Raw genomic sequence first — 19488 nt, 5'->3', positions numbered from 1 at the left:
TCGACGTGCTGACGATGGGCCGGGTCGGCGTCGACCTGTACCCGGAGCAGACCGGCACCCCGCTGCAGCACGTGGAGCGGTTCGGCAGGTTCCTCGGTGGCAGCGCGACGAACGTGGCCGTGGCCGCGGCCAGGCACGGCCTGCGCAGCGCGGTGATCACGCGTACCGGCGACGACCCGTTCGGGGTGTACGTCCACGAGGCGCTGCGTGGCTTCGGCGTGGACGACAGGTTCGTCACCGCAGTACCGCACCTGCCGACGCCCGTGGTGTTCTGCGAGATCTTCCCGCCGGACAGCTTCCCGCTGTACTTCTACCGGTACCCGAAGGCGCCGGATCTCGAGATCCACGCCGAGGAGCTCGACCTCGACGCCGTACGGGCGGCGCGGCTGTTCTCCGTCACGGGCACGGGCCTGTCCGAGGAGCCGAGCCGTACGGCGACGCTCGAGGCGCTGCGGGCACGCGAGCACCGGGACCACACGGTCATCGACCTCGACTACCGGCCGATGTTCTGGCCGTCGCGGGCCGAGGCGGGCGAGGTGTTCGGCGCGGCCATCGAGCACGCGACGGTCGCCGTGGGCAACCTCGACGAGATCGAGGTTGCGGTCGGCAGCAGGGAGCCGAAGGAGGCCGCCCAGCGGCTGCTCGACCGCGGTGCGCGGCTGGCGATCGTGAAGCAGGGACCCAAGGGCGTGCTCGCGGCCACCAGGGACGAGCGGGTCGAGGTGCCGCCGGTGCCGGTCGACGTGGTGAACGGGCTCGGCGCCGGGGACGCGTTCGGCGGTGCGCTGTGCCACGGCCTGCTCGCCGGCTGGGACCTGGCGACGACCATGCGGTTCTGCAACGCCGCGGGCGCCTACGTCAGCGCCCGGCTGGCCTGTGCCGACGCGATGCCCGACACCGCAGAGGTGGAGCAGCTGATGCGGGAGTCCGGATGACCCCCGAGCAGGTGCCCACCGTCGACGTGCGGGAGCTCGTCGAGCGGCGCATCCACGAGCCGGCGGCGATCGCCGAGGCGGCCGCCAACAGGAAGCGCAGGAACCTGGTCGACGCGAACGGTCGGCTGCTGATCGTCGCCGTCGACCACCCCGCGCGCGGTGCCCTGCGGGTGGGTGACCGGCCGCTGGCGATGGCCGACCGCAAGGACCTGCTGGAGCGGGTGCTCGTCGCGTTGAGCCGGCCAGGCGTCGACGGTGTGCTCGCCACTCCCGACATCGTCGACGACCTGCTGTTGCTCGGCGCGCTCGACGGCCACCTGGTGATCGGGTCGATGAACCGCGGCGGCCTGTCCGGCGCCACCTTCGAGATCGACGACAGGTTCACGGCGTACGACGTCGACGGCGTCGAGCGGGCCGGTCTCGACGGCGGCAAGATGCTCGTCCGGATCGACCCTGGCGACCACGCGACGGCGGCGCTGCTCGAGTCCTCGGCGCAGGCGGTGAGCGGGCTCGCGCAGCGGCAGCTGATGGCCATGGTGGAGCCGTTCCTCATGCGACGGGTCGCGGGTCAGCTCACCACGGACCTGTCCCCCGAGGCGATGGCCCGTGCGCTCGGCATCGCGTCCGGGCTCGGCACCACGTCGGCGTATACCTGGCTGAAGGTGCCCGTCGTCGAGGACATGGAACGGGTGATGGCGGCGGCGACGCTACCGGCGCTGATCCTCGGCGGCGACGTGACCGACGACCCCGACGTCGTGTACGCGCGCTGGGCGGCCGCGCTCGAGCTACCCACCGTGCGTGGCCTGGTGGTCGGGCGGTCGCTGTTGTATCCCGCGGACGACGATGTCGCCGCAGCGGTCGACACCGCCGTCGGACTGCTGTAGTCCTGGAACGTCCGGGTAGGAGGGAAACCGAGTGACCGACGAGCTGCGACACCACCGCGCGGGTTCGCTGAGTGCCGGGCCGTGGCGGCTGGAGCTGACACCGGAACGCGCCGGTTGGGGATACAGCAGCTTGCGGGTGCTCGAGCTGGCCGGCGGTGAGCGGCACACGTTCGCCACGCACGACGAGGAGATGGTCGTGCTGCCGCTGGCCGGCGGCTGCGCCGTCGAATGCGACGGCGAGACGATCGAGCTGACCGGCCGCGACTCCGTGTTCACCGGGGTCAGCGACTTCTGCTACCTGCCGAGGGACGCGGAGGCCACCATCAGCGCCGCCGGTGCGGCCCGGCTGGCGCTGCCCGCGGCCAGGTGTGAGCGCCGGCTGCCGGTCAGGTACGTGCCCGCGGCCGACGTGCCGGTGGAGCTGCGCGGTGCGGGCAACTGCAGCAGGCAGGTGAACAACTTCTGTGCCGCGCACGTGTTCGAGGCGGACAAGCTGATCGCCGTGGAGGTGCTCACGCCGGGCGGCAACTGGTCGTCGTACCCACCGCACAAGCACGACGAGGACCGTCCGGGCGTCGAGTCGGAGCTCGAGGAGATCTACTACTTCGAGGTGGACGCGCCTGCCGGCCGGGAGGGCATGGCGTACCAGCGGGTGTACGGCACCGACGAGCGGCCGATCGACGTGCTCGCCGAGGTACGTACCGGCGACACCGTCTGCATGCCGCACGGTTGGCACGGCCCGTCGATGGCGGTACCCGGTTACGACCTGTACTACCTGAACGTGATGGCCGGTCCTGCGGCGGAGCGCGTGTGGTTGATCTGCGACGACCCCGCGCACGCGTGGATCCGCGAGACGTGGACGGACCAGCCCGTCGACCCGCGGCTGCCGCTGACCGAGGGGAGCGAGGCATGAGCACCGTGCGACTCACCGTCGCGCAGGCCACCGTCAGGTTCCTCGCGAACCAGTGGTCCGAGCGCGACGGCGACCAGCAGCGGCTGATCGCTGGCTGCTTCGGCATCTTCGGGCACGGCAACGTCGCGGGGCTCGGCCAGGCGCTGCTCGAGCACACCGAGCAGATGCGCTACTACCTGTCGCGCAACGAGCAGGCGATGGTGCACGCCGCCGTCGGGTACGCGCGCACCACGAACCGGTTGTCCATGATGGCGTGCACGACGTCGATCGGGCCGGGCGCCACGAACCTGGTGACGGGTGCGGCGCTGGCCACCATCAACCGGTTGCCGGTGCTGCTGTTGCCCGGCGACATCTTCGCCACCCGGGTGGCGAACCCGGTGCTGCAGGAGCTGGAGGACCCGCGGTCGTACGACGTGTCGGTCAACGACTGCCTGCGCCCGGTGTCGCGGTACTGGGACCGCGTGAACCGCGCTGAGCAGCTGCCGGCGGCACTGCTCGCCGCGATGCGCGTGCTGACCGACCCGGTCGACACCGGCGCGGTGACGCTGGCGATGCCGCAGGACGTGCAGGCGGAGGCGTACGACTGGCCGGCCGAGCTGTTCGAGCCGCGGGTCTGGCACGTCGCCAGGCCACAACCGGAGCCTGCGGCGTTGGCCCGCGCGGTAGCCGAGATCAGGTCGGCGAAGCGGCCGCTGCTGGTGGCCGGCGGAGGCGTCAAGTACTCCGCGGCGACCGAGGCGCTGCGCGCGTTCGCGGACGCGACCGGTGTGCCGGTGGCGGAGACGCAGGCGGGCAAGGGTGTGCTGCCGTGGGACCACCCGTGCGCGGTGGGCGCTGTCGGCGCGACGGGCACCCAGGCCGCCAACGCGCTTGCCAGGCGCGCCGACGTGGTCATCGGCGTCGGCACCCGCTACAGCGACTTCACCACGGCCTCGCACTCGGCGTTCGCCGAACCCGACGTACGGTTCGTGAACGTCAACGTCGCGGCGATGGACACTGCCAAGCTCGCCGGCACCGGGCTGCTCGCGGACGCCAGGGCGGCGCTGCAGGCGCTCACCGCCGAGCTCGCCGGCTGGCGGGTGGGCGAGACCGTACGCGCGGAGGTCGGCGAGCTCACGCAGGGCTGGCGCGAGGTGGTCGACGAGGTGTACGCACACGACGGCTCGCCGCTGCCGCAGACCGCCGTACTCGGCGTGCTGAACGAGACCGTGGGCGAACGCGACGTGGTGGTGAACGCGGCCGGCAGCATGCCGGGCGACCTGCACAAGCTGTGGCGTGCGCGCGATCCAGGGCAGTACCACGTGGAGTACGGCTACTCCTGCATGGGCTACGAGATCCCCGCGGGTCTCGGTATCAAGCTGGCCGCGCCGGAGCGCGAGGTGTTCGTGCTCATCGGCGACGGCTCGTACCTGATGCTGCCGCAGGAGATCGTCACCGCTGTGTCGGAGGGCATCAAGCTGGTGATCGTGCTCGTCGACAACGCAGGGTTCGGTTCGATCGGTGCGCTGTCGGAGTCTGTGGGCGCGGAGCGGTTCGGCACCAGCTACCGGATGCGCAACGAGGCGACCGGCATGCTCGACGGTGGGCCGCTGCCGGTCGACCTCGCGGCGAACGCCGCCAGCCTCGGCGCCGACGTGCGCAGGGCCGGCACCCGCGACGAGCTGCGCGAGGCGCTCGTCGCCGCCGCCGCGGCGGACCGCACCACGGTGGTGTACGTGCCGACCGACCCGATCGGGCGGGGCCCGGACTCCCAGTCGTGGTGGGACGTACCCGTCGCGGAGGTCGCGAGCCGTGCCTCCACGCGCGCCGCGTACGCGGACTACGAGACGCACCGCAAGCAGCAGCGAAGACATCTGTGACACAGAGGTAGCAGCGACAAGCTCAAAGGAGAGCGCCATGGGATCGGGACGGAAGCGGTTACAGGTGGCAGCGGCGGCCTTAGCACTCGGGGTATCCCTGACGGCATGCAGCAGCGAGGGCGGCAAGGAATCCGAGGAGAGCGCTGCGACAGGTGGTGGTGGCAACGTCGCGGACACCCCGCGCATCCGGGTCGCGATGATCACGCACAGCGCGCCCGGCGACACCTTCTGGGACATCGTGCAGAAGGGTGCGAAGGCGGCCGCGCAGAAGGACAACGCGAAGTTCCTCTACTCCAACGACCCGGACGGCACCCGCCAGGCCCAGCTCGTGGAGACCGCCATCAACCAGGACGTCGACGGCATCGTCGTCACGCTGTCGAAGCCCGGCGCGATGAAGAGCGCCGTCGAGAAGGCCATCGACAAGGGCATCCCCGTCGTGACCATCAACGCCGGCGAGCAGGAGTCGAAGGAGTACGGCGCGCTCGCGCACTTCGGCCAGGAGGAGTCCGTCGCCGGTCAGGCCGCGGGTGAACAGCTCAACAAGACCGGGGCGAAGAAGAGCCTCTGCGTGATCCACGAACAGGGTCACGTGGGGCTGGACGCGCGGTGCGCAGGCGCCAAGGAGACGTTCGACGGCGAGATGGTGAACGTCCACGTCAACGGCGAGAACATGCCCGACGTGCGGTCGACCATCCAGTCGCGGCTGCAGGCGGACCAGAGCATCGACAGCGTGCTGGCGCTCGGTGCCCCGTTCGCGCTGACGGCGGTCAAGGCGGCCGACGACGCGAACAGTGACGCCCAGGTCTCCACCTTCGACCTCAACAAGGACCTGGTCGCCGGCCTGAAGAGCGGCGACATCGACTTCGCCGTGGACCAGCAGCCGTACCTGCAGGGCTACCTCGCCGTCGACCAGATCTGGCTGCATATCAACAACGGCAACGTGATCGGTGGCGGCCAGACGGTGCTCACCGGGCCGCAGGTCGTGACGGCCGACACCGTGGACGAGATCTCGAAGTTCACCGACAGGGGTACCCGCTAGGCACGAGGGACGGGGACTGTCATGGCTGACGCGGCATCTGCACCTGCGGGCGCGGACGAACGGATGGTGCGGCGATCGCTGCTGCGCCGCGGTATCAGCCGGCCCGAGTTCGGCTCGGTGATCGGTGCGGTCATCGTCTTCGTCTTCTTCGCGGTGGTCGCCGACGGGTTCATCGGGCCGTCCGCGCTGGCGAACACGTTGTACGCGAGCTCGACCATCGGCATCATGGCGCTGGCCGTGGCGCTGCTGATGATCGGTGGCGAGTTCGACCTCTCCGCGGGCGTCGCGGTCATCACCGCGGCGCTCACGGCGACGCTGCTCAGCTACCAGCTGACGCTCAACATCTGGGTCGGTGTGGTGGTCTCGCTGGCCGTCTCGTTGGCGATCGGCTTCGTCAACGGGGTGCTGGTGATCCGCACCGGGTTGCCGAGCTTCATCATCACGCTCGCGATGTTCCTCATGTTGACCGGCCTGAACCTGGGCATGACGAAGCTGCTCACCGGCAACGTGGCGTCGAACTCGGTCGCCGACATGGACGGTTTCGCCAGTGCCCAGGCCGTGTTCGCCAGCGATGTGTTGCCGGTGAAGGTCACCGTGCTGTGGTGGGTGGTGTTCGTGGCGTTCGCCACCTGGCTGCTGCTCCGTACGAAGGTGGGCAACTGGATCTACGCCGTCGGCGGCGCGAAGGAGAGCGCGCGTGCCGCGAGTGTGCCGGTGGCGTGGACGAAGATCGGGCTGTTCATGGGAGTGCAGTTCGCGGCGTGGTTCTCCGGCATGCATCTGGTCTTCGCGTTCAACACCATCCAGTCGGGCGAGGGTGTCGGCAACGAGCTGCTGTACATCATCGCCGCGGTCATCGGCGGGTGCCTGCTCACCGGTGGCTACGGTTCGGCGATCGGTGCGGCCGTCGGTGCGCTGATCTTCGGCATGGCGTCGCAGGGCATCGTGTACGCCGAGTGGAACTCGGACTGGTTCAAGCTCTTCCTCGGCGTGATGCTGCTCGGCGCAGCAGTGGTGAACGCGTGGGTGCGCAAGCGGGCGGAGGCGTCGCGATGAGGCCGTTGGTACGGCTCGACGAGGTGGGCAAGCGCTACGGCAACATCATTGCGCTCTCCGGCGTCTCGCTGGACGTGTACCGGGGCCAGATCACGTGCGTGCTCGGCGACAACGGAGCGGGGAAGACGACCCTCATAAAGATCGTCGCCGGGCTGCACCAGCACGACGAAGGCAGCTTCGAGGTCGACGACGCGCCCGTGCAGTTCGCGTCGCCGCGCGAAGCGCTCGAACGCGGCATCGCGACCGTGTACCAGGACCTTGCCGTCGTGCCGCTGATGCCGGTGTGGCGGAACTTCTTCCTCGGGTCCGAGCTCACCCGCGGCGGATGGCCGGTGCGGCGGCTGGACGTCGCGACCATGCGGCGCACGACCAAGGACGAGCTGGCGAAGATGGGCATCGACCTGCGCGACGTCGACCAGCCGATCGGCACCCTCTCCGGCGGCGAACGCCAGTGCGTGGCCATCGCGCGGGCGGTGTACCTCGGCGCCAAGGTGCTGATCCTGGACGAGCCGACGGCAGCGCTCGGCGTGAAGCAGTCCGGGGTCGTGCTGAAGTACGTCGCCGCGGCGCGGGAAGCCGGGCTAGGTGTCATCCTCGTCACGCACAACCCGCACCACGCCTTCCTCGTGGGGGACGAGTTCGTCCTGCTCAAGCGCGGCCGGATGGCGGCGAGCTACGCGAAGGCGGAGCTCGACCTGGACGAGCTCACCCTGCAGATGGCCGGTGGCTCCGAGCTGGAGGCGCTGAGCGAGGAGCTCGAGGGCATGGGCACAGGCGAGGACGCCTGACGCTCCGTAACAATTCGCCGGATACCCCGATTCTCGTGTCTTGACAGTTCTGCGGCCGCCGATAAGATTTCACGCCGGAATCCCGAATCCCCGGGAGAAGTAACGTGAAAATTCACGCTAATTCTTGGTGCTTTCTGCTGCCGCAAAGGAATGCTCGATGCGCGTGAAGTCAGTGCTCGCCGGTGTCGCTCTCCTGCTCTCCCTCATCCTGGTGCCTACAGCCGCGGCTACGGCCGACGAGGGTGCGCGGCCGTGCCGCGACGCGGCGACCGTACCCGTAGCCACCGGGTCGGTGTTCAACGACCCGGCAGGCGGAGACCCGACCGCGGTCGTACGGCAGATCTGCAGCCTCGTGCACCAGGCGCAGAGCGGTTCGCGCATCCGCATCGCCCACTTCGTGATCTCCGGCGACGCCGGCATGGACTTCGCCACGGAGCTCGTCGACGCGCACGAGCGCGGCGTCGACGTAAAGCTCGTGCTGGACGGTTGGCAGGTGGACAACCCCGCCGTGGAGTCGTTGCGTACCGCGCTCGGGACGGACGAGTCGAAGCGCTCCTGGCTGCACGTCTGCACCGGTCTGTCACCCGAGGGCAACACCGCGGCGTGCATCGGCACCAAGGGTCAGCACAACAAGTTCTACGTGTTCTCCCGTACCGGCGGTAAGTCCGACGTGGTCGTCCAGTCGTCGGCAAACTTCACCGACCTCAACTCCACCACGTATTGGAACAACGCCACCACTTTCGTCGGAAACTCCAAGCTCTACGACGCGTACGGCTCCTATTTCGCGGACCTGGCCGCCGAGCGGCGCAACGACGACTACGCGCGCGTGACCGACACGGGCATGCGCGGTGGTTCGGTGACGTCGTACTTCTTCCCGTTCGCGACGAGCGACCCGGTGCAGGACTTCCTCGCCGACGCCGGCTGTGCTACCTCCACCACGATCCGGGTCGGGATGTCCGAGTGGGACACGTACCGCATCGGGCTCGCCGAGCGGCTCGTCGAGCTGGCCGAGCAGGGCTGCCGGGTACGTATCTGCACGGCCTGATGGACGACGAGGCACGCGCCCGGCTGTCGGCGGAGCCGAACATCTTCATGCGGTTGCTCGACAACCCCAACGCGCTGCCCGGCCGCATCCACTCCAAGTACCTGTTGCTCGAAGGCAGCTACGCCGGCGAGCCGGGCGCACGCTGGGTGCTCACCGGCAGCCCCAACTTCAACCAGACCTCGCTGCGCCGCAACGACGAGGCGATGGTGAAGACCAACCTCGGCCCCGTCTACGAGCAGTACAAGGACAACTTCGCGACGCTGTACGCGGCCGCGTCGGCGTAGGGCAGGATGCTCGGTAGCAGCCGAGCATCCTGGGAGGCCGGGCGGTGGATCTGCGCCAGATCGACTTGAACCTGCTCGTCGCGCTCGACGCGCTGTTGCGGGAGCGGCACGTCACGCGGGCCGCGCAGCGGTTGTCGGTCAGCCAGCCGGCGATGAGCGCGTCGCTCGCGCGGTTGCGGCGGTTGCTCGACGACCCGTTGCTGGTGCGGTCCGGGCGTAGCCTGGAGCTCACCTCGTTCGCCGAGTCGCTGCAGGGACCGCTGCGCGACATCCTGACGAGGATCGAGCAGACGCTCAGCGCCCGGCCGGGCTTCGACCCGACGCGCGACGCGCGGACGTTCGTGGTGGCGGCGACCGACTACATCACGCTCGTGCTGCTGCGGCAGCTGATGGGCCGGCTGACGGCGCTCGCCCCGAACGTCCGGCTGCAGGTGGAGCCGGTGCTGCACCAGTACGCCGACCAGCTCCGCACCGGCGAGATCGACCTGCTCGTGCTGCCCCGTGAGGTGGTGGAGAACGTCGACGGCCTGGCCAGCGCGGACCTGTTCACCGACAGGTTCGTCTGCGCGATGGCCGCCGACCACCCGGACCGCGAAGGCGACCTCACCGTGGCCAGGTTCCAGGAGCTGCCGTACCTGGCGTACCGCGCCAACGGGCAGCGCTCCACCGTCGACCGGGAGCTGGACGAGCTGGGCATCGGGCGCAACGTGGAGATGACCACGGAGAGCTTCCTGGTCGCCCCGATGCTGCTGCCCGGCACCCGGCTGATCGCCATGATCCACGAGCGGCTCGGGCACGCACTCGGTGCGCTGACGCGCATCAGGACCGTCGAGCCGCCGGTGTCGCTGACGCCGATCACGCAGCAGATGTTCTGGCACCCCCGCCGCACCGACGAACCGGCCCACCAGTGGCTGCGGGAGCAGCTCGCCGACATCGCCGTGGCCCTGGAGGACCAGCGGGAATAGCCGGCGTGGATGGCTGGCATCAGGAGAATCGATTTCTGCTATCGCATCGCACTCCCTACGGTCGTGGCATGCAGCGCGTACTCGTGGTCGGTGGCGGAATCGGAGGTCTCGCCACCGCGACGGCGCTGGCCCAGCGCGGCGTCGAGGTCGTGCTGGTGGAACGCAAGCCCGAGTTCACCGTGTACGGCGTCGGGCTCGGTCAACCGGCGAACGCGCTGCGCGTACTCGACGCCATCGGGGTGCTCGACGACGTGCTGGACGCCGGTTTCGCGTTCGACCGGATCAGGATCCACGACTACGACCGCGTGCTGATCGCGGAGCACAGGTTCCTGCTCGGCGGCGCGGGACTGCCGGCGATGAGTGCGCTGCCGCGCAAGGACCTGCACCGCATCCTGGTGGCCGCGACCAGGGCGGCCGGCGTGGACATCCGGCTGGGCACGGTGGTCGCCGACCTGGTCAAGGACGGGCCCTCGGTGCACGTCACGTTCGACGACGGGCGCACCGGCGACTTCGACCTGGTGGTCGGTTTCGACGGCGTGAAGTCGACCACCAGGCACGAGCTGTACGGGCGCGCCTGCGAGCCGGTGCCTGCCGGCTACTCGGCCTGGCGCACGATCGTGGAGCGGCCGGCAGACGTCACCTGCATGGAGTTCTACCAGGGGCTGGGCAGCAAGACCGGCGTCATGCCACTCAACGAGAAGCAGATGTACCTGTTCCACATCCGCCCGGAGCCGGGGCGTCCCCGCTTCGACCCCGCGGACTTCTGCGAGCTGCTGCGGGACCGGCTGGCCGGCTACGGCGGGCTGGCCGCGGAGATCAGGGACACCCTGTCGACCGACCTGGAGATCGCGTACAGCCCGCTCGAGGTGACGCTGGTGCCGCCGCCGTGGCACCGCGGCCGGTTGGTGATCGCCGGTGACGCGGCCCACCCGTACCCACCGCATCTCACCCAGGGGTCGGCGATGGCCCTGGAGGACGGCATGGTGCTCGCGGAGGAGGCCGTCAGCGGTAAGCCGGTCGACCAGCTGCTGGCGAGCTACCAGGAGCGCAGGTATCCACGGTGCGCGTTCGTCTACAGCTTCTCGCACCAGATGCTGCAGACCGAGCAGAGCATCACCACCCAGGCACAGCTGGACGCCGCACGCACCGAGCTGGCCGCGAACGTCTCGACCCGCCTGGCCGCCGCCGATCGCTTCCTCGACCTGCCGGCGTTCGGAAGTGGGTGACCCCGATGACAACCGAGTCGCTCACCGCCGCCGACCAGACCGTGCTGCGCCGGCGCGCCTTCACCGCGGCGAGCCTCGGCTGGGGTGTTCATCGTGCTGCGTTTCCTCACCGGTCTCGGGATGGGCGCGGAGTGGGGGACGGGCACCACGTTGCTGTCGGAGTACCTCAAGCCGCGCACGCGCGGGCGTGGCCTGGCGTTCCTCGCGGGCTGCTTCGGCGTCGGCTTCCTCGTCGCCACCGGCGTCTGGCTGTTCATCGACGCGGCCGGCGGGTCCTGGCGCTGGCTGTTCGTGCTCGGCATCGTGCCGGCACTGCTCGCGCTGTACGTACGGCGGCGGGTCGCCGAGCCCCCGATGTGGGAGGAGTCGCGGCAGGCCAGGCGGCAGGCACGTGACCGGCAGCGACAGGGCGCGACGCTGGACGAGCGGGAAGTCGCGCTGACGAAGCTCACCTTCAGCCAGTGCCTCACCGATCCACGGTTCAGGGGCCAGACGGTGAAGTTGCTGCTGCTTGCGGCCAGCTGCTTGATCGGCTGGTGGGCGGTCTCGACGCGCGTGCCCGCGCACGCAGGTGTCGTCGGCGCCGACCTCCTAGATCAATCTCTTGGCATCACGTACGTGTTCTTCCTCGCCGTCAACGGGTTCTTCACGCTCGGGCTGATGGGGTGGATGGGCATCTATCCGACCGAGGTGTACCCGACCTACCTCAGGGCCACGGCGATCATCACCTGCGTGTACGTCGTCGGCATCGCGCTGAGTCTGGTCGCGGGACCGGAGACGAAGAACCGACCGTTGCCGCAGAGAACGGAGACGCCATGGGCGCCGTGCTCGCCACCGGCCGCCGGATCAGCTCAGGGGAGGTGACGTCGGAAGAGGTGGTGCGCGCCTGCCTGCAACGGATCGCGGAACGCGAGGACACCGTGCACGCGTGGGCACACCTCGATGCCGAGCTGGCGCTGCGTCAGGCACGTGCCAGGGACGCCGAGGCGCCCAGGTCGCCGCTGCACGGCGTGCCGGTGGGGGTGAAAGACGTCATCGACACCGCGGACCTGCCCACCGAGCAGGGCACCGTGCTGCATGCGGGCCGCCGGCCGGAACGCGACGCCGACTGCGTCGCCGCACTGCGTGCCGCGGGTGCTGTGATCCTCGGCAAGACGGTGTCGACCGAGCTGGCGACCTGACACCCGGGGCCGACCGCGAACCCGCACGACCCGGCGCGCACCTCTGGCGGCTCGTCGAGTGGGTCGGCGGCGTCGGTCGGCGACGGCATGGTGCCGCTCGCGCTCGGCACGCAGACGGTGGGCTCGGCCATCCGGCCGGCCGCGTTCTGTGGCGCCTGGGCGCTCAAGCCCACGTACGGGCTGCTCTCCATGACCGGCATCCAGCCGCTCGCGCAGAGCCTCGACGTGCCGGGGCTGTTCGCGGGCGCCGCCGACGACCTCGCCGCGCTGCTCGCCGTGCTTGCGGGCCAGCCGCACCGTTCGCTGCCGCGGTCCGGCGCGCCGCGGCTGGCCGCCGTACGGACGCCGTGGTAGGACCGCGCCGACGACGCCGGCCGGCAGGCGTTCGACGAAGCCGTCGGCCGGTGCCTGGACGCGGGAGCCACCGTCGCGGACTGTGCGCCTGCCATGCCGATGGGCGAGTTGCTCGACGCGCACTGGACGGTCATGGAGTACGAGACCGCGCGGTCGCTGCGGCCGGAGTACGAGCGGGGCGCGGACGAGCTCAGCGACGTGCTGCGCGGGATCATCGAGAGTGGCCAGGCCCTCGACCCGGCCAGCTACGAGCAGGCACTGCGACTGGGGGAGGACGGCAAGGCGAAGCTCGACGAGCTGCTCACGGACTGGGACGCGGTCCTCACGTTGACCGCGCCCGGCGAGGCGCCTGTGGGCCTCGGCTCGACCGGCGACGCCGTCTTCTGCCGGCTCTGGTCGCTGCTCGGCTGTCCGGCGGTGACCGTGCCCGGGTTGACCGGGCCGAACGGCATGCCGATCGGGATCCAGCTCGTCGGACGGCGTGGCGCGGACCGCGACCTGCTCGCAACCGCCGCCTGGGTGGGGGAGCGGTTGGCGTCGAGCCAGTAGCCTGGAGGCGGCAGGGGCAGCACGCTGAAGGGTCGGTATGGACGCGCCGCTCACCGGGAAGGTCGCGATCGTCACCGGCGGGAGCCGGGGGATCGGCGCCGCGACGGCGGTGCGGTTGGCGCGCGACGGTGCGGACGTCCTCGTCACGTACGAGCGCTCAGCCGCCCGGGCCGCGGACGTGGTGGAGCAGGTCAAGCAGGCGGGCAGGCGCGCCGTCGCCGTCGCCGCGCCGGCGGCGGACGACGCAGCGGTGACCGCCGCCGTCGACCGTGCGGTCGCGGACTTCGGCCGGCTCGACATCCTGGTGAACAACGCCGCGGTGCTGCCGGTGGGCACCATCGACGCGCTGACTGCGGCGGACTTCGACGAGGCGGTCACCGTCAACGTCCGCGCGGTGTTCGTCGCGGTCAAGGCGGCGGCGCGGCACCTCGGCGAGGGCGGTCGCATCATCACCATCGGCAGCAACCTCGCGGCGAGGACCGGTCGGCCGGGCGTCAGCCTGTACGCCCTGACGAAGTCGGCCGTCATCGGCTTCAGCCAGGGGCTCGCCCGCGACCTCGGTCCGCGCGGCATCACCGTCAACGTCGTGCAGCCGGGCAACACCGACACCGAGATGAACCCCGCCGAGACGGAGCGGGCACGGGAGAAGCTGCCACAGATCGCGCTCGGCCGGTACGGCGAGCCCGACGACGTCGCCAGCATGGTCGCGTACCTCGCCGGCGACGCCGCCAGGTACGTCACCGGCGCCACGCTCACCGTGGATGGCGGCCAGCTGGCCTGACTCGGGTAGGATGCCGGCCGTGGGTAATACGAACATCGCACTCATGAGGCTGCGCCGCGTCTAGCGGCGGCCAGCGACTCTTCGAGAACGCTCCGCCGCGTCAGCATGCCAGTTGCTGGGCGGCGCTCTGTGCTGCCCGGGCCACCCACGTCGCCCGGAGTCCATGTTCATGCCTACCTATCACGCTGGCCGCCACGAGCTCGGCCAGAACCCTGACCCTTCCCCTGCAGTCGCTGCGCCGGCCGATCACCGGGGTGGAGATCGACGGCCGGCACGTGGGGTCGCCGGCATCAGCGGGGCGAGCTCGTGACCCACCCCGGGCACGACGTCCACCTCGACGGGGACGCCGTTCTTCTCGAAACTGCTCGCGAGCGAGTGGAGGCGCTCGATCCGGGTCGCGCCCTGGACGTCCGCACCCGGCTGGTACAGGCTGTCGCCTTCGCGGATGGTGATCTCCCAGGTCTCCGTGTCGTCACCGCCCACCACCAGGTGGACGGCTACCTGTTGCAGCGCGTCGAGGTCGAGCGGCCGGTCGAACCTGGTCGCCAGGTCGTCGACGCCGACCCACCACGGGTGCGAAGGGTCGAGCAGCGTGACGACACCGGGCGCGGCCACGGAGATCGCGAGCAGCCGGTCGGGATGCAGGTACGCGAACCTGTGGGTGAAGTGGCCGCCGCCGGAGAACCCAGTCAGCATGAAGCGGTCACTGTGCACCCGCCAGATCGCGGCGATCTCGTCGACCATGGCGAGCAGCACGTGGTCGTACCGGATACCGCGGTACTCGATGAACTTGTAGTTGCTCAGCTCGCCGGGCTCCTCGATGCCGCAAGGAAAGAGCGGCGCCAGCACGATGCAGTCGTTCTCTTCGCAGAAGTCGGCCAGCAGGTCGCGGCAGCCGTACGCGTCGCGGCCGGTGCCGTGCACGGCGACGATCAGCTGGTACCGCCGGTCGTCGTCGTCCTCGGAGTAGCTGCGCGGCACGTACAGGCAGTACGAGAACCGCTGGTCGAACTGGCAGGCGTACAACGACGTCGCGCCGAACTGGTAGTAGGAGAGCTTCTTCCCGTGGCCGGCATGTCGCGCATGGGCAGCACACCTTTCAGGAAGTGGTGTAGATGTTCCAGGGCAAGGCGACGAAGTCGCTCTGGCACGGCGGTCCCTGGGTCACCCAGAAGACGCCGTCGGTGAGGTCGACGATGGAGGACGTCAGGGTCTGCGACTGCTTGAGCGGCACTTCGTTCTCGTCCGGATGGCAGCACAGCGCGTTCGGGTAGCCGAAGTGGTTGCGCAGCGACTCCGCGACGAGCTTCACCGTCTCCGTGCTGTCGTCGGTGCTGCGGCACCGTTGCAGGCCCTTGCGCAGCAGCGGGAGGCGGTACAGCGAGCTGGGCGACGTCGGCCGGTAGCTCGTCCGCAGCTGGTCGGGCACCCAGTCGATGTAGTGGTTCGTGTGGACGAGCAGGTCGTCGTCCGGGTAGAGCCAGTGGTGCCTGCCCGGTGTGGTCTCCAGGTCGACGGCGACACCGTCGGCGTGGGTGAGGAGCAGGTTGGCGGCGATCTGCTGCCGCGCGGTGATGGGCACTTGCAGTGCCTCGCCGAAGCTCGTGCTGTCGAGGATGCGCCTGCGAATGAACGTCTGCGGCACGCCGATGCTGTTGTCGAAACGGCCGCCGAGACCGTTCGCGTTGACCGCGACGCCGGTGGAGTTCGCGCCCTGCCGGCCCACCTGGCCGGCTTCGACGACGGTGATGACGGTGGGCTTCGGCGGCTGGTGGACGCGCAGCGCGACCGTGGTGTTCTGCACGCCGGCCAGCCAGTCCCAGTTCTGCCCGCAGTACACCTTGCCGTCGCCGGACGCCTCGGGCAGCAGGGCGTACGAGGAACAGCCCTCCTCCTGCGCCGGGTCGACGCTGGCGAACGCGCGGTCGTGCACGATGTCGCCGCGGGCGTTGAGCGCGAGGACGTCGAGCGGCGAGACGTCAGCTCCGGCTGCGATGCCGTGCAGTTCCTCCACCAGGTCGGGCGCGAACTGCTCGACGAGCGGCATCCACAGCTTGGCGCGCTCCGTCACCTCCGCCCAGCTGACCGCCGAGTGTGCGACGAATGCCTCGGCGTAGAACGCGATGGCCTGTTCGATCTTCGCCCGCGCCGCTTCGCCGTACTGCTCACCTCGGGCACGCGGCGCGCCGGAGACTTCGATGAGGTCGATGTTGGTCACCGCGCCCCTCTCGTCGAGGCTGTAGTATTTGCTACGAGACTGTAGCGAGGCGTAGTAGGCGCTGCAAGAGCCGAGACGAGAGGTACTGCCCGTGACCGGTGATCCGGAGGCGTCGACGTTGCAGGAGCGGATCGCGCAGCTGGTCGTCACGCTCGCGCCCGCGGAGCGCAAGGTCGCCGACTACCTGCGCAACAACCTGAACGAGGTGATGTTCGCGTCCGCCGAGCGGATCGGTGAGCTCACCGGCACCAGCGACGCGACGGTGGTGCGGACGGCGAAGGCGCTCGGCTACTCCGGGCTGCCCGAGCTGAAGCGGCAGCTCAGCCAGACGACGCTGCAGAGCACGCCGCCCGCTGCGCGGCTGCGCCGGCGGATCGAGCAGACGGGGCACGCCCCCGACACGATCCTCGACCGGGTGTTCTCCGAGGCCGCGGAACGGGTGGAGGAGACCCACAGGCTCACCGGCGCGGCGGAGTTCGACCGCGCCGCCGAGGTGCTCGTCGCGGCCCGCGAGGTCTTCGCGTTCGGCATCGGGCCGTCCGGCCTGATCGCGCACTACCTAGCGAGGCGGTTGGTGCGCCTCGGGCGCGCGGCCAGGAGCACCGAGCACACCGGGTTCCGGCTCGCCGACGAGCTGCTGCCGCTGCGGCCGGAGGACGCGGTCGTCGTCTACTCGCCCGGGCGGGTGCTCACCGACATCGAGGTGATCATCGACCACGCGGCGGCGGTCGGTGCCGGTTGCGTGCTGGTCACCGACTCGCTCGCGCCGGTGTTCGGTGAGCGGGTCGACGTCTGCCTGCCGGCCAGCCACTCGCCGAGCGGCTTCACCGGTGAGCTGCTGAGTGCCTCCGTGGTGACCGACGCGCTCGTGCTGTCGGTCGCCGCGCACGACGAGAGCACCGCGACCTCGACGTCCGACCTGCTCACCGGCCTACGTACTCAGCTGGTCGGCAGCCAGGCCAAGCCGCCGGTCAAGCGCCGCGCGGCGAAACAGCGCAAGGATCGGTGAGCCGGTGGCTAGGGCCCGCACACTCGCCGAGGTGTACCGACGCTTCGGTGCGGTCGACGCCGCAGAGACATCGCCGCTGTACGAGCGCGTCGCCGTCGCCCTGAGTGAGTCCGACGAGGCGCTGCGCGCCATCGAGGCGGCGCCGGCGCGCAAGCGGCACCCTACGGTGACCCTCGCCGCGCTGCACGACCTCGCCCTCGCCGGACGCGCCCCGGCGCTTGCCGCGGCCTATGCCGCTGCGGACGGCGACGCTGCCGCCGAGGCGGCGATCGACACGCTGCTGCGAATGACCGACTCGGTCGTGGCCGTCGCCGTGCGCCGGCGGACACGGACCGACGAGACCGGACGCTGCGCCGTGCTGTATCCGGCCATTGCCGAGGCGGCGCGCCGGGTAGGCGCGAATGCGGTTGGGCTGATCGACGTGGGCTGTTCGGGCGGGCTCAATCTCAATGTCGATCGCGTCGGCATCACCTACAGCAACGGACAGTCGCTTGGCGACCCGTCATCTCCCGTGCAGCTGTCGTCTTCGATCGTGGGAGACCGGCCCATCCCGACGCGGGTGATGCCCGAGGTCGTCGCCCGCGTCGGCGTCGACCTCGATCCGGTCGACGTGACCGACGCGGACGACGCCCGATGGTTGCGCGCCTGCCTGTGGCCGGATCAGCCGGAGCGGGCCGCGAGGCTCGAAGCGGAGATGGCGTTGGCGGCGACGGCCCCGCCGCTGCTGCTGCAAGGTGACGCCGTCGAGGTAATGCCCGACGCCTTCGCCCGCGTGCCCACGGACGCCCTGCCTGTCGTCACCACGACGTGGGCGCTGTCGCGCTTCCCGCTCGAGAGCCGCCTGCGCTTCCTGCACCGTCTCGACGAAGCCGCGGCCGGCGGGGCGGTGGCGTGGGTGTCGGCTGAGGGGGTCGGAGTCGCACCGACGATACCGACACTCGGCGATCGCCGCGCCTCCGGCCACAGCATCATCGGCCTTGCGGTGTTCGACCAATCGGCTCTGCACGCCGAGGCCGTTGGCCGCTGCTGGTCGCGGGGCCGCTTGCTGGCGTGGCTGGCAGACTAGGCGTGGATGTCCTTGCGGTACGTCTCGCCGGCCCGCCAGATGGCGATGACCGACACGACCGACGCCACGACCATGAGCAGCGAGATGCCCCAGGTGCCGCCGGTGGCGCTCAACAGCGCGGCGGCGACGAACGGTCCAGGGCCGGACATCAGCGCGGCGCCCACGTGGTAGCCGATGGAGATGCCGCTGTAGCGCACGTTGGTGCCGAACAGCTCCGCGAAGAACACGGCCTGCGTGCTGTATGTCGACCCGTGGCCGATGGTGATGGCGAGGATCATGGCGATCACGATCAGCACCACCGACTTGGTGTCGACCATCCAGAAGAACGGGAACGCCAGCAGGCCGAACACGATGGAGCCGCCGATGTAGACTGGTCGCCGGCCGATCTTGTCGGAGAGCAGTCCGAAGAACGGCTGCGCGATGAAGTCGAGTCCGGCGGCGAACATCACCACGCCGAGCGCCGTCGTAGTGGACAGCTTCAGCTCGGTGGTCATGTACGAGATCGACCAGGCGGAGAAGATGTAGAACGCCACGTTCAACGCGGCCGGCGCAAGGATCACCAGCAGCAGCGTCCGCTTGTACGTGCGTGCCAGCTCGAGCAGCGGCATCCGTGTCTGCGGTTGCTCCTCGCGCGCGTGCTGGAAGGTCGGCGTCTCCTCGATCCGCATCCGGATGTACACACCGACGGCGACGAGCACCGCACTGAACAGGAACGGGACGCGCCAACCCCAGGACAGGAACTGGTCCTCGGGCAGCAGGGCGAACAGGTAGATCATCGACGTGCCGAGCAGCAGGCCGAGCGGGTTGCCCATCTGTGGCCAGGTGGTGTAGAAACCGCGCCGGTGCGGTGGCGCGTACTCCATGGCCATCGTCGTCGCACCGCCGTACTCGCCGCCTACGGCGAAGCCCTGCACGATGCGGAGCAAGACGAGACAGATCGGCGCCCAGATGCCGATCGTCTGGTAGGTCGGCAGCAGCCCGATGAGGAACGTGCCGACGCCCATCATGAGCATGGAGAGCACCAGCATGTTCTTGCGGCCGATGCGGTCACCGAAGTGCCCGAAGAGGGCAGCGCCGATCGGCCGGGCCGCGAACGTGATGGCGAAGGTGGCGAACGCCGCGATCGTCCCGGCCGCGGGCGAGACGCTGGGGAAGAAGAGCTGGCCGAAGACCAGCGCGGACGCGGTGCCGTAGAGGAGAGCAATGATCAGAACCTGTGGATGTGCTTCGGGAGGGGCGTACCTTCTCGAAGGATGATCTGAAGCCCATGCAGTTCTGATCAGGGCCAGCGTTGGCGCGCTGGTTCGGGAAGGTACGCCCATGCTCAAGGTAGTCC

18 protein-coding genes and 2 pseudogenes are annotated in these 19488 nt (G+C 69.9%); 17 read left to right on the top strand and 3 right to left on the bottom strand.

The genetic code is table 11. The features are described from left to right. Positions 1-14 precede the first annotated feature (14 nt). The 15 genes and pseudogenes from iolC to GEV07_23450 all read left to right on the top strand — a co-directional run bounded on the left by iolC (position 15) and on the right by GEV07_23450 (position 13859). The gene (iolC, locus tag GEV07_23520; GenBank protein MQA05559.1) at positions 15-935 is read left to right on the top strand and encodes a 5-dehydro-2-deoxygluconokinase; all 921 of its coding nucleotides are present in this window, start codon (positions 15-17) and stop codon (positions 933-935) included. Beyond that, complete coding sequence (locus GEV07_23515; protein ID MQA05558.1) at positions 932-1819, top strand: aldolase; 888 nt, start codon at positions 932-934, stop codon at positions 1817-1819. Before iolC ends, GEV07_23515 begins: the two co-directional genes overlap by 4 nt. Positions 1820-1862: 43 nt before the next feature. Then, entirely contained in the window at positions 1863-2732 is an 870-nt protein-coding gene (gene iolB / locus GEV07_23510; protein MQA05557.1) for a 5-deoxy-glucuronate isomerase, read from the top strand. Beyond that, on the top strand, positions 2729-4591 hold the full coding sequence (gene iolD / locus GEV07_23505) for a 3D-(3,5/4)-trihydroxycyclohexane-1,2-dione acylhydrolase (decyclizing) (GenBank protein MQA05556.1): 1863 nt from the start codon (positions 2729-2731) through the stop codon (positions 4589-4591). Before iolB ends, iolD begins: the two co-directional genes overlap by 4 nt. Before the next feature lie 37 nt (positions 4592-4628). Beyond that, positions 4629-5630, top strand: a complete 1002-nt coding sequence (locus tag GEV07_23500; GenBank protein ID MQA05555.1) for a substrate-binding domain-containing protein — start codon at positions 4629-4631, stop codon at positions 5628-5630. A gap of 21 nt (positions 5631-5651) precedes the next feature. Further along, positions 5652-6686, top strand: a complete 1035-nt coding sequence (locus tag GEV07_23495; protein ID MQA05554.1) for an ABC transporter permease — start codon at positions 5652-5654, stop codon at positions 6684-6686. Further along, positions 6683-7474: an ATP-binding cassette domain-containing protein gene (locus tag GEV07_23490; protein MQA05553.1), complete on the top strand. Its 792-nt coding sequence runs from the start codon at positions 6683-6685 to the stop codon at positions 7472-7474. Before GEV07_23495 ends, GEV07_23490 begins: the two co-directional genes overlap by 4 nt. Positions 7475-7631: 157 nt before the next feature. Then, positions 7632-8803, top strand: a pseudogene (locus GEV07_23485) (phosphatidylserine/phosphatidylglycerophosphate/cardiolipin synthase family protein). Between the two features lie 44 nt (positions 8804-8847). After that, entirely contained in the window at positions 8848-9768 is a 921-nt protein-coding gene (locus GEV07_23480) for a LysR family transcriptional regulator (GenBank protein MQA05552.1), read from the top strand. Further along, on the top strand, positions 9366-10994 hold the full coding sequence (locus tag GEV07_23475) for an FAD-dependent oxidoreductase (GenBank protein MQA05551.1): 1629 nt from the start codon (positions 9366-9368) through the stop codon (positions 10992-10994). The genes GEV07_23480 and GEV07_23475 overlap by 403 nt, the downstream gene beginning before the upstream one ends. Positions 10995-11078: 84 nt before the next feature. Then, positions 11079-11858 (top strand): MFS transporter, encoded by a 780-nt coding sequence (locus tag GEV07_23470; protein ID MQA05550.1) that lies wholly within the window; start codon positions 11079-11081, stop codon positions 11856-11858. After that, a complete protein-coding gene (locus tag GEV07_23465; GenBank protein ID MQA05549.1) occupies positions 11810-12175 on the top strand; it encodes a hypothetical protein in 366 nt (121 codons plus the stop codon). The genes GEV07_23470 and GEV07_23465 overlap by 49 nt, the downstream gene beginning before the upstream one ends. An 87-nt stretch (positions 12176-12262) precedes the next feature. Further along, entirely contained in the window at positions 12263-12529 is a 267-nt protein-coding gene (locus tag GEV07_23460; protein MQA05548.1) for a hypothetical protein, read from the top strand. Positions 12530-12622: 93 nt separating this feature from the next. Continuing rightward, positions 12623-13078: a hypothetical protein gene (locus tag GEV07_23455; GenBank protein MQA05547.1), complete on the top strand. Its 456-nt coding sequence runs from the start codon at positions 12623-12625 to the stop codon at positions 13076-13078. A 37-nt stretch (positions 13079-13115) separates the two neighbouring features. Further along, entirely contained in the window at positions 13116-13859 is a 744-nt protein-coding gene (locus GEV07_23450; GenBank protein ID MQA05546.1) for an SDR family oxidoreductase, read from the top strand. Positions 13860-14105: 246 nt separating this feature from the next. Here the strand turns inward: GEV07_23450 and GEV07_23445 are convergent, their stop codons facing one another. Continuing rightward, positions 14106-14885, bottom strand: coding sequence for an alpha/beta hydrolase (locus tag GEV07_23445; protein MQA05545.1), 780 nt, complete (start codon positions 14883-14885; stop codon positions 14106-14108). Positions 14886-14958: 73 nt separating this feature from the next. Next, a complete protein-coding gene (locus GEV07_23440) occupies positions 14959-16077 on the bottom strand; it encodes an acyl-coenzyme A--6-aminopenicillanic-acid-acyltransferase form (GenBank protein MQA05544.1) in 1119 nt (372 codons plus the stop codon). Positions 16078-16228: 151 nt separating this feature from the next. Between GEV07_23440 and GEV07_23435 the strand changes: the two are divergent. Both GEV07_23435 and GEV07_23430 read left to right on the top strand, forming a co-directional pair. Continuing rightward, a pseudogene (locus GEV07_23435) lies at positions 16229-17086 on the top strand (SIS domain-containing protein). Positions 17087-17090: 4 nt separating this feature from the next. Further along, complete coding sequence (locus GEV07_23430) at positions 17091-18152, top strand: DUF2332 family protein (protein MQA05543.1); 1062 nt, start codon at positions 17091-17093, stop codon at positions 18150-18152. Here GEV07_23430 and GEV07_23425 read toward each other — a convergent pair. After that, positions 18149-19474 carry an MFS transporter gene (locus GEV07_23425; GenBank protein MQA05542.1) on the bottom strand — a complete coding sequence of 442 codons (1326 nt, stop codon included), beginning with the start codon at positions 19472-19474 and terminating at the stop codon, positions 18149-18151. The two genes, GEV07_23430 and GEV07_23425, sit on opposite strands and share 4 nt — an antisense overlap. Positions 19475-19488: the final 14 nt, after the last annotated feature.

The sequence above is a fragment of the Streptosporangiales bacterium genome, from assembly GCA_009379825.1.
GTDB lineage: Bacteria > Actinomycetota > Actinomycetes > Streptosporangiales > WHST01 > WHST01.
This window is presented reverse-complemented; position numbering and strand designations above follow the sequence as displayed.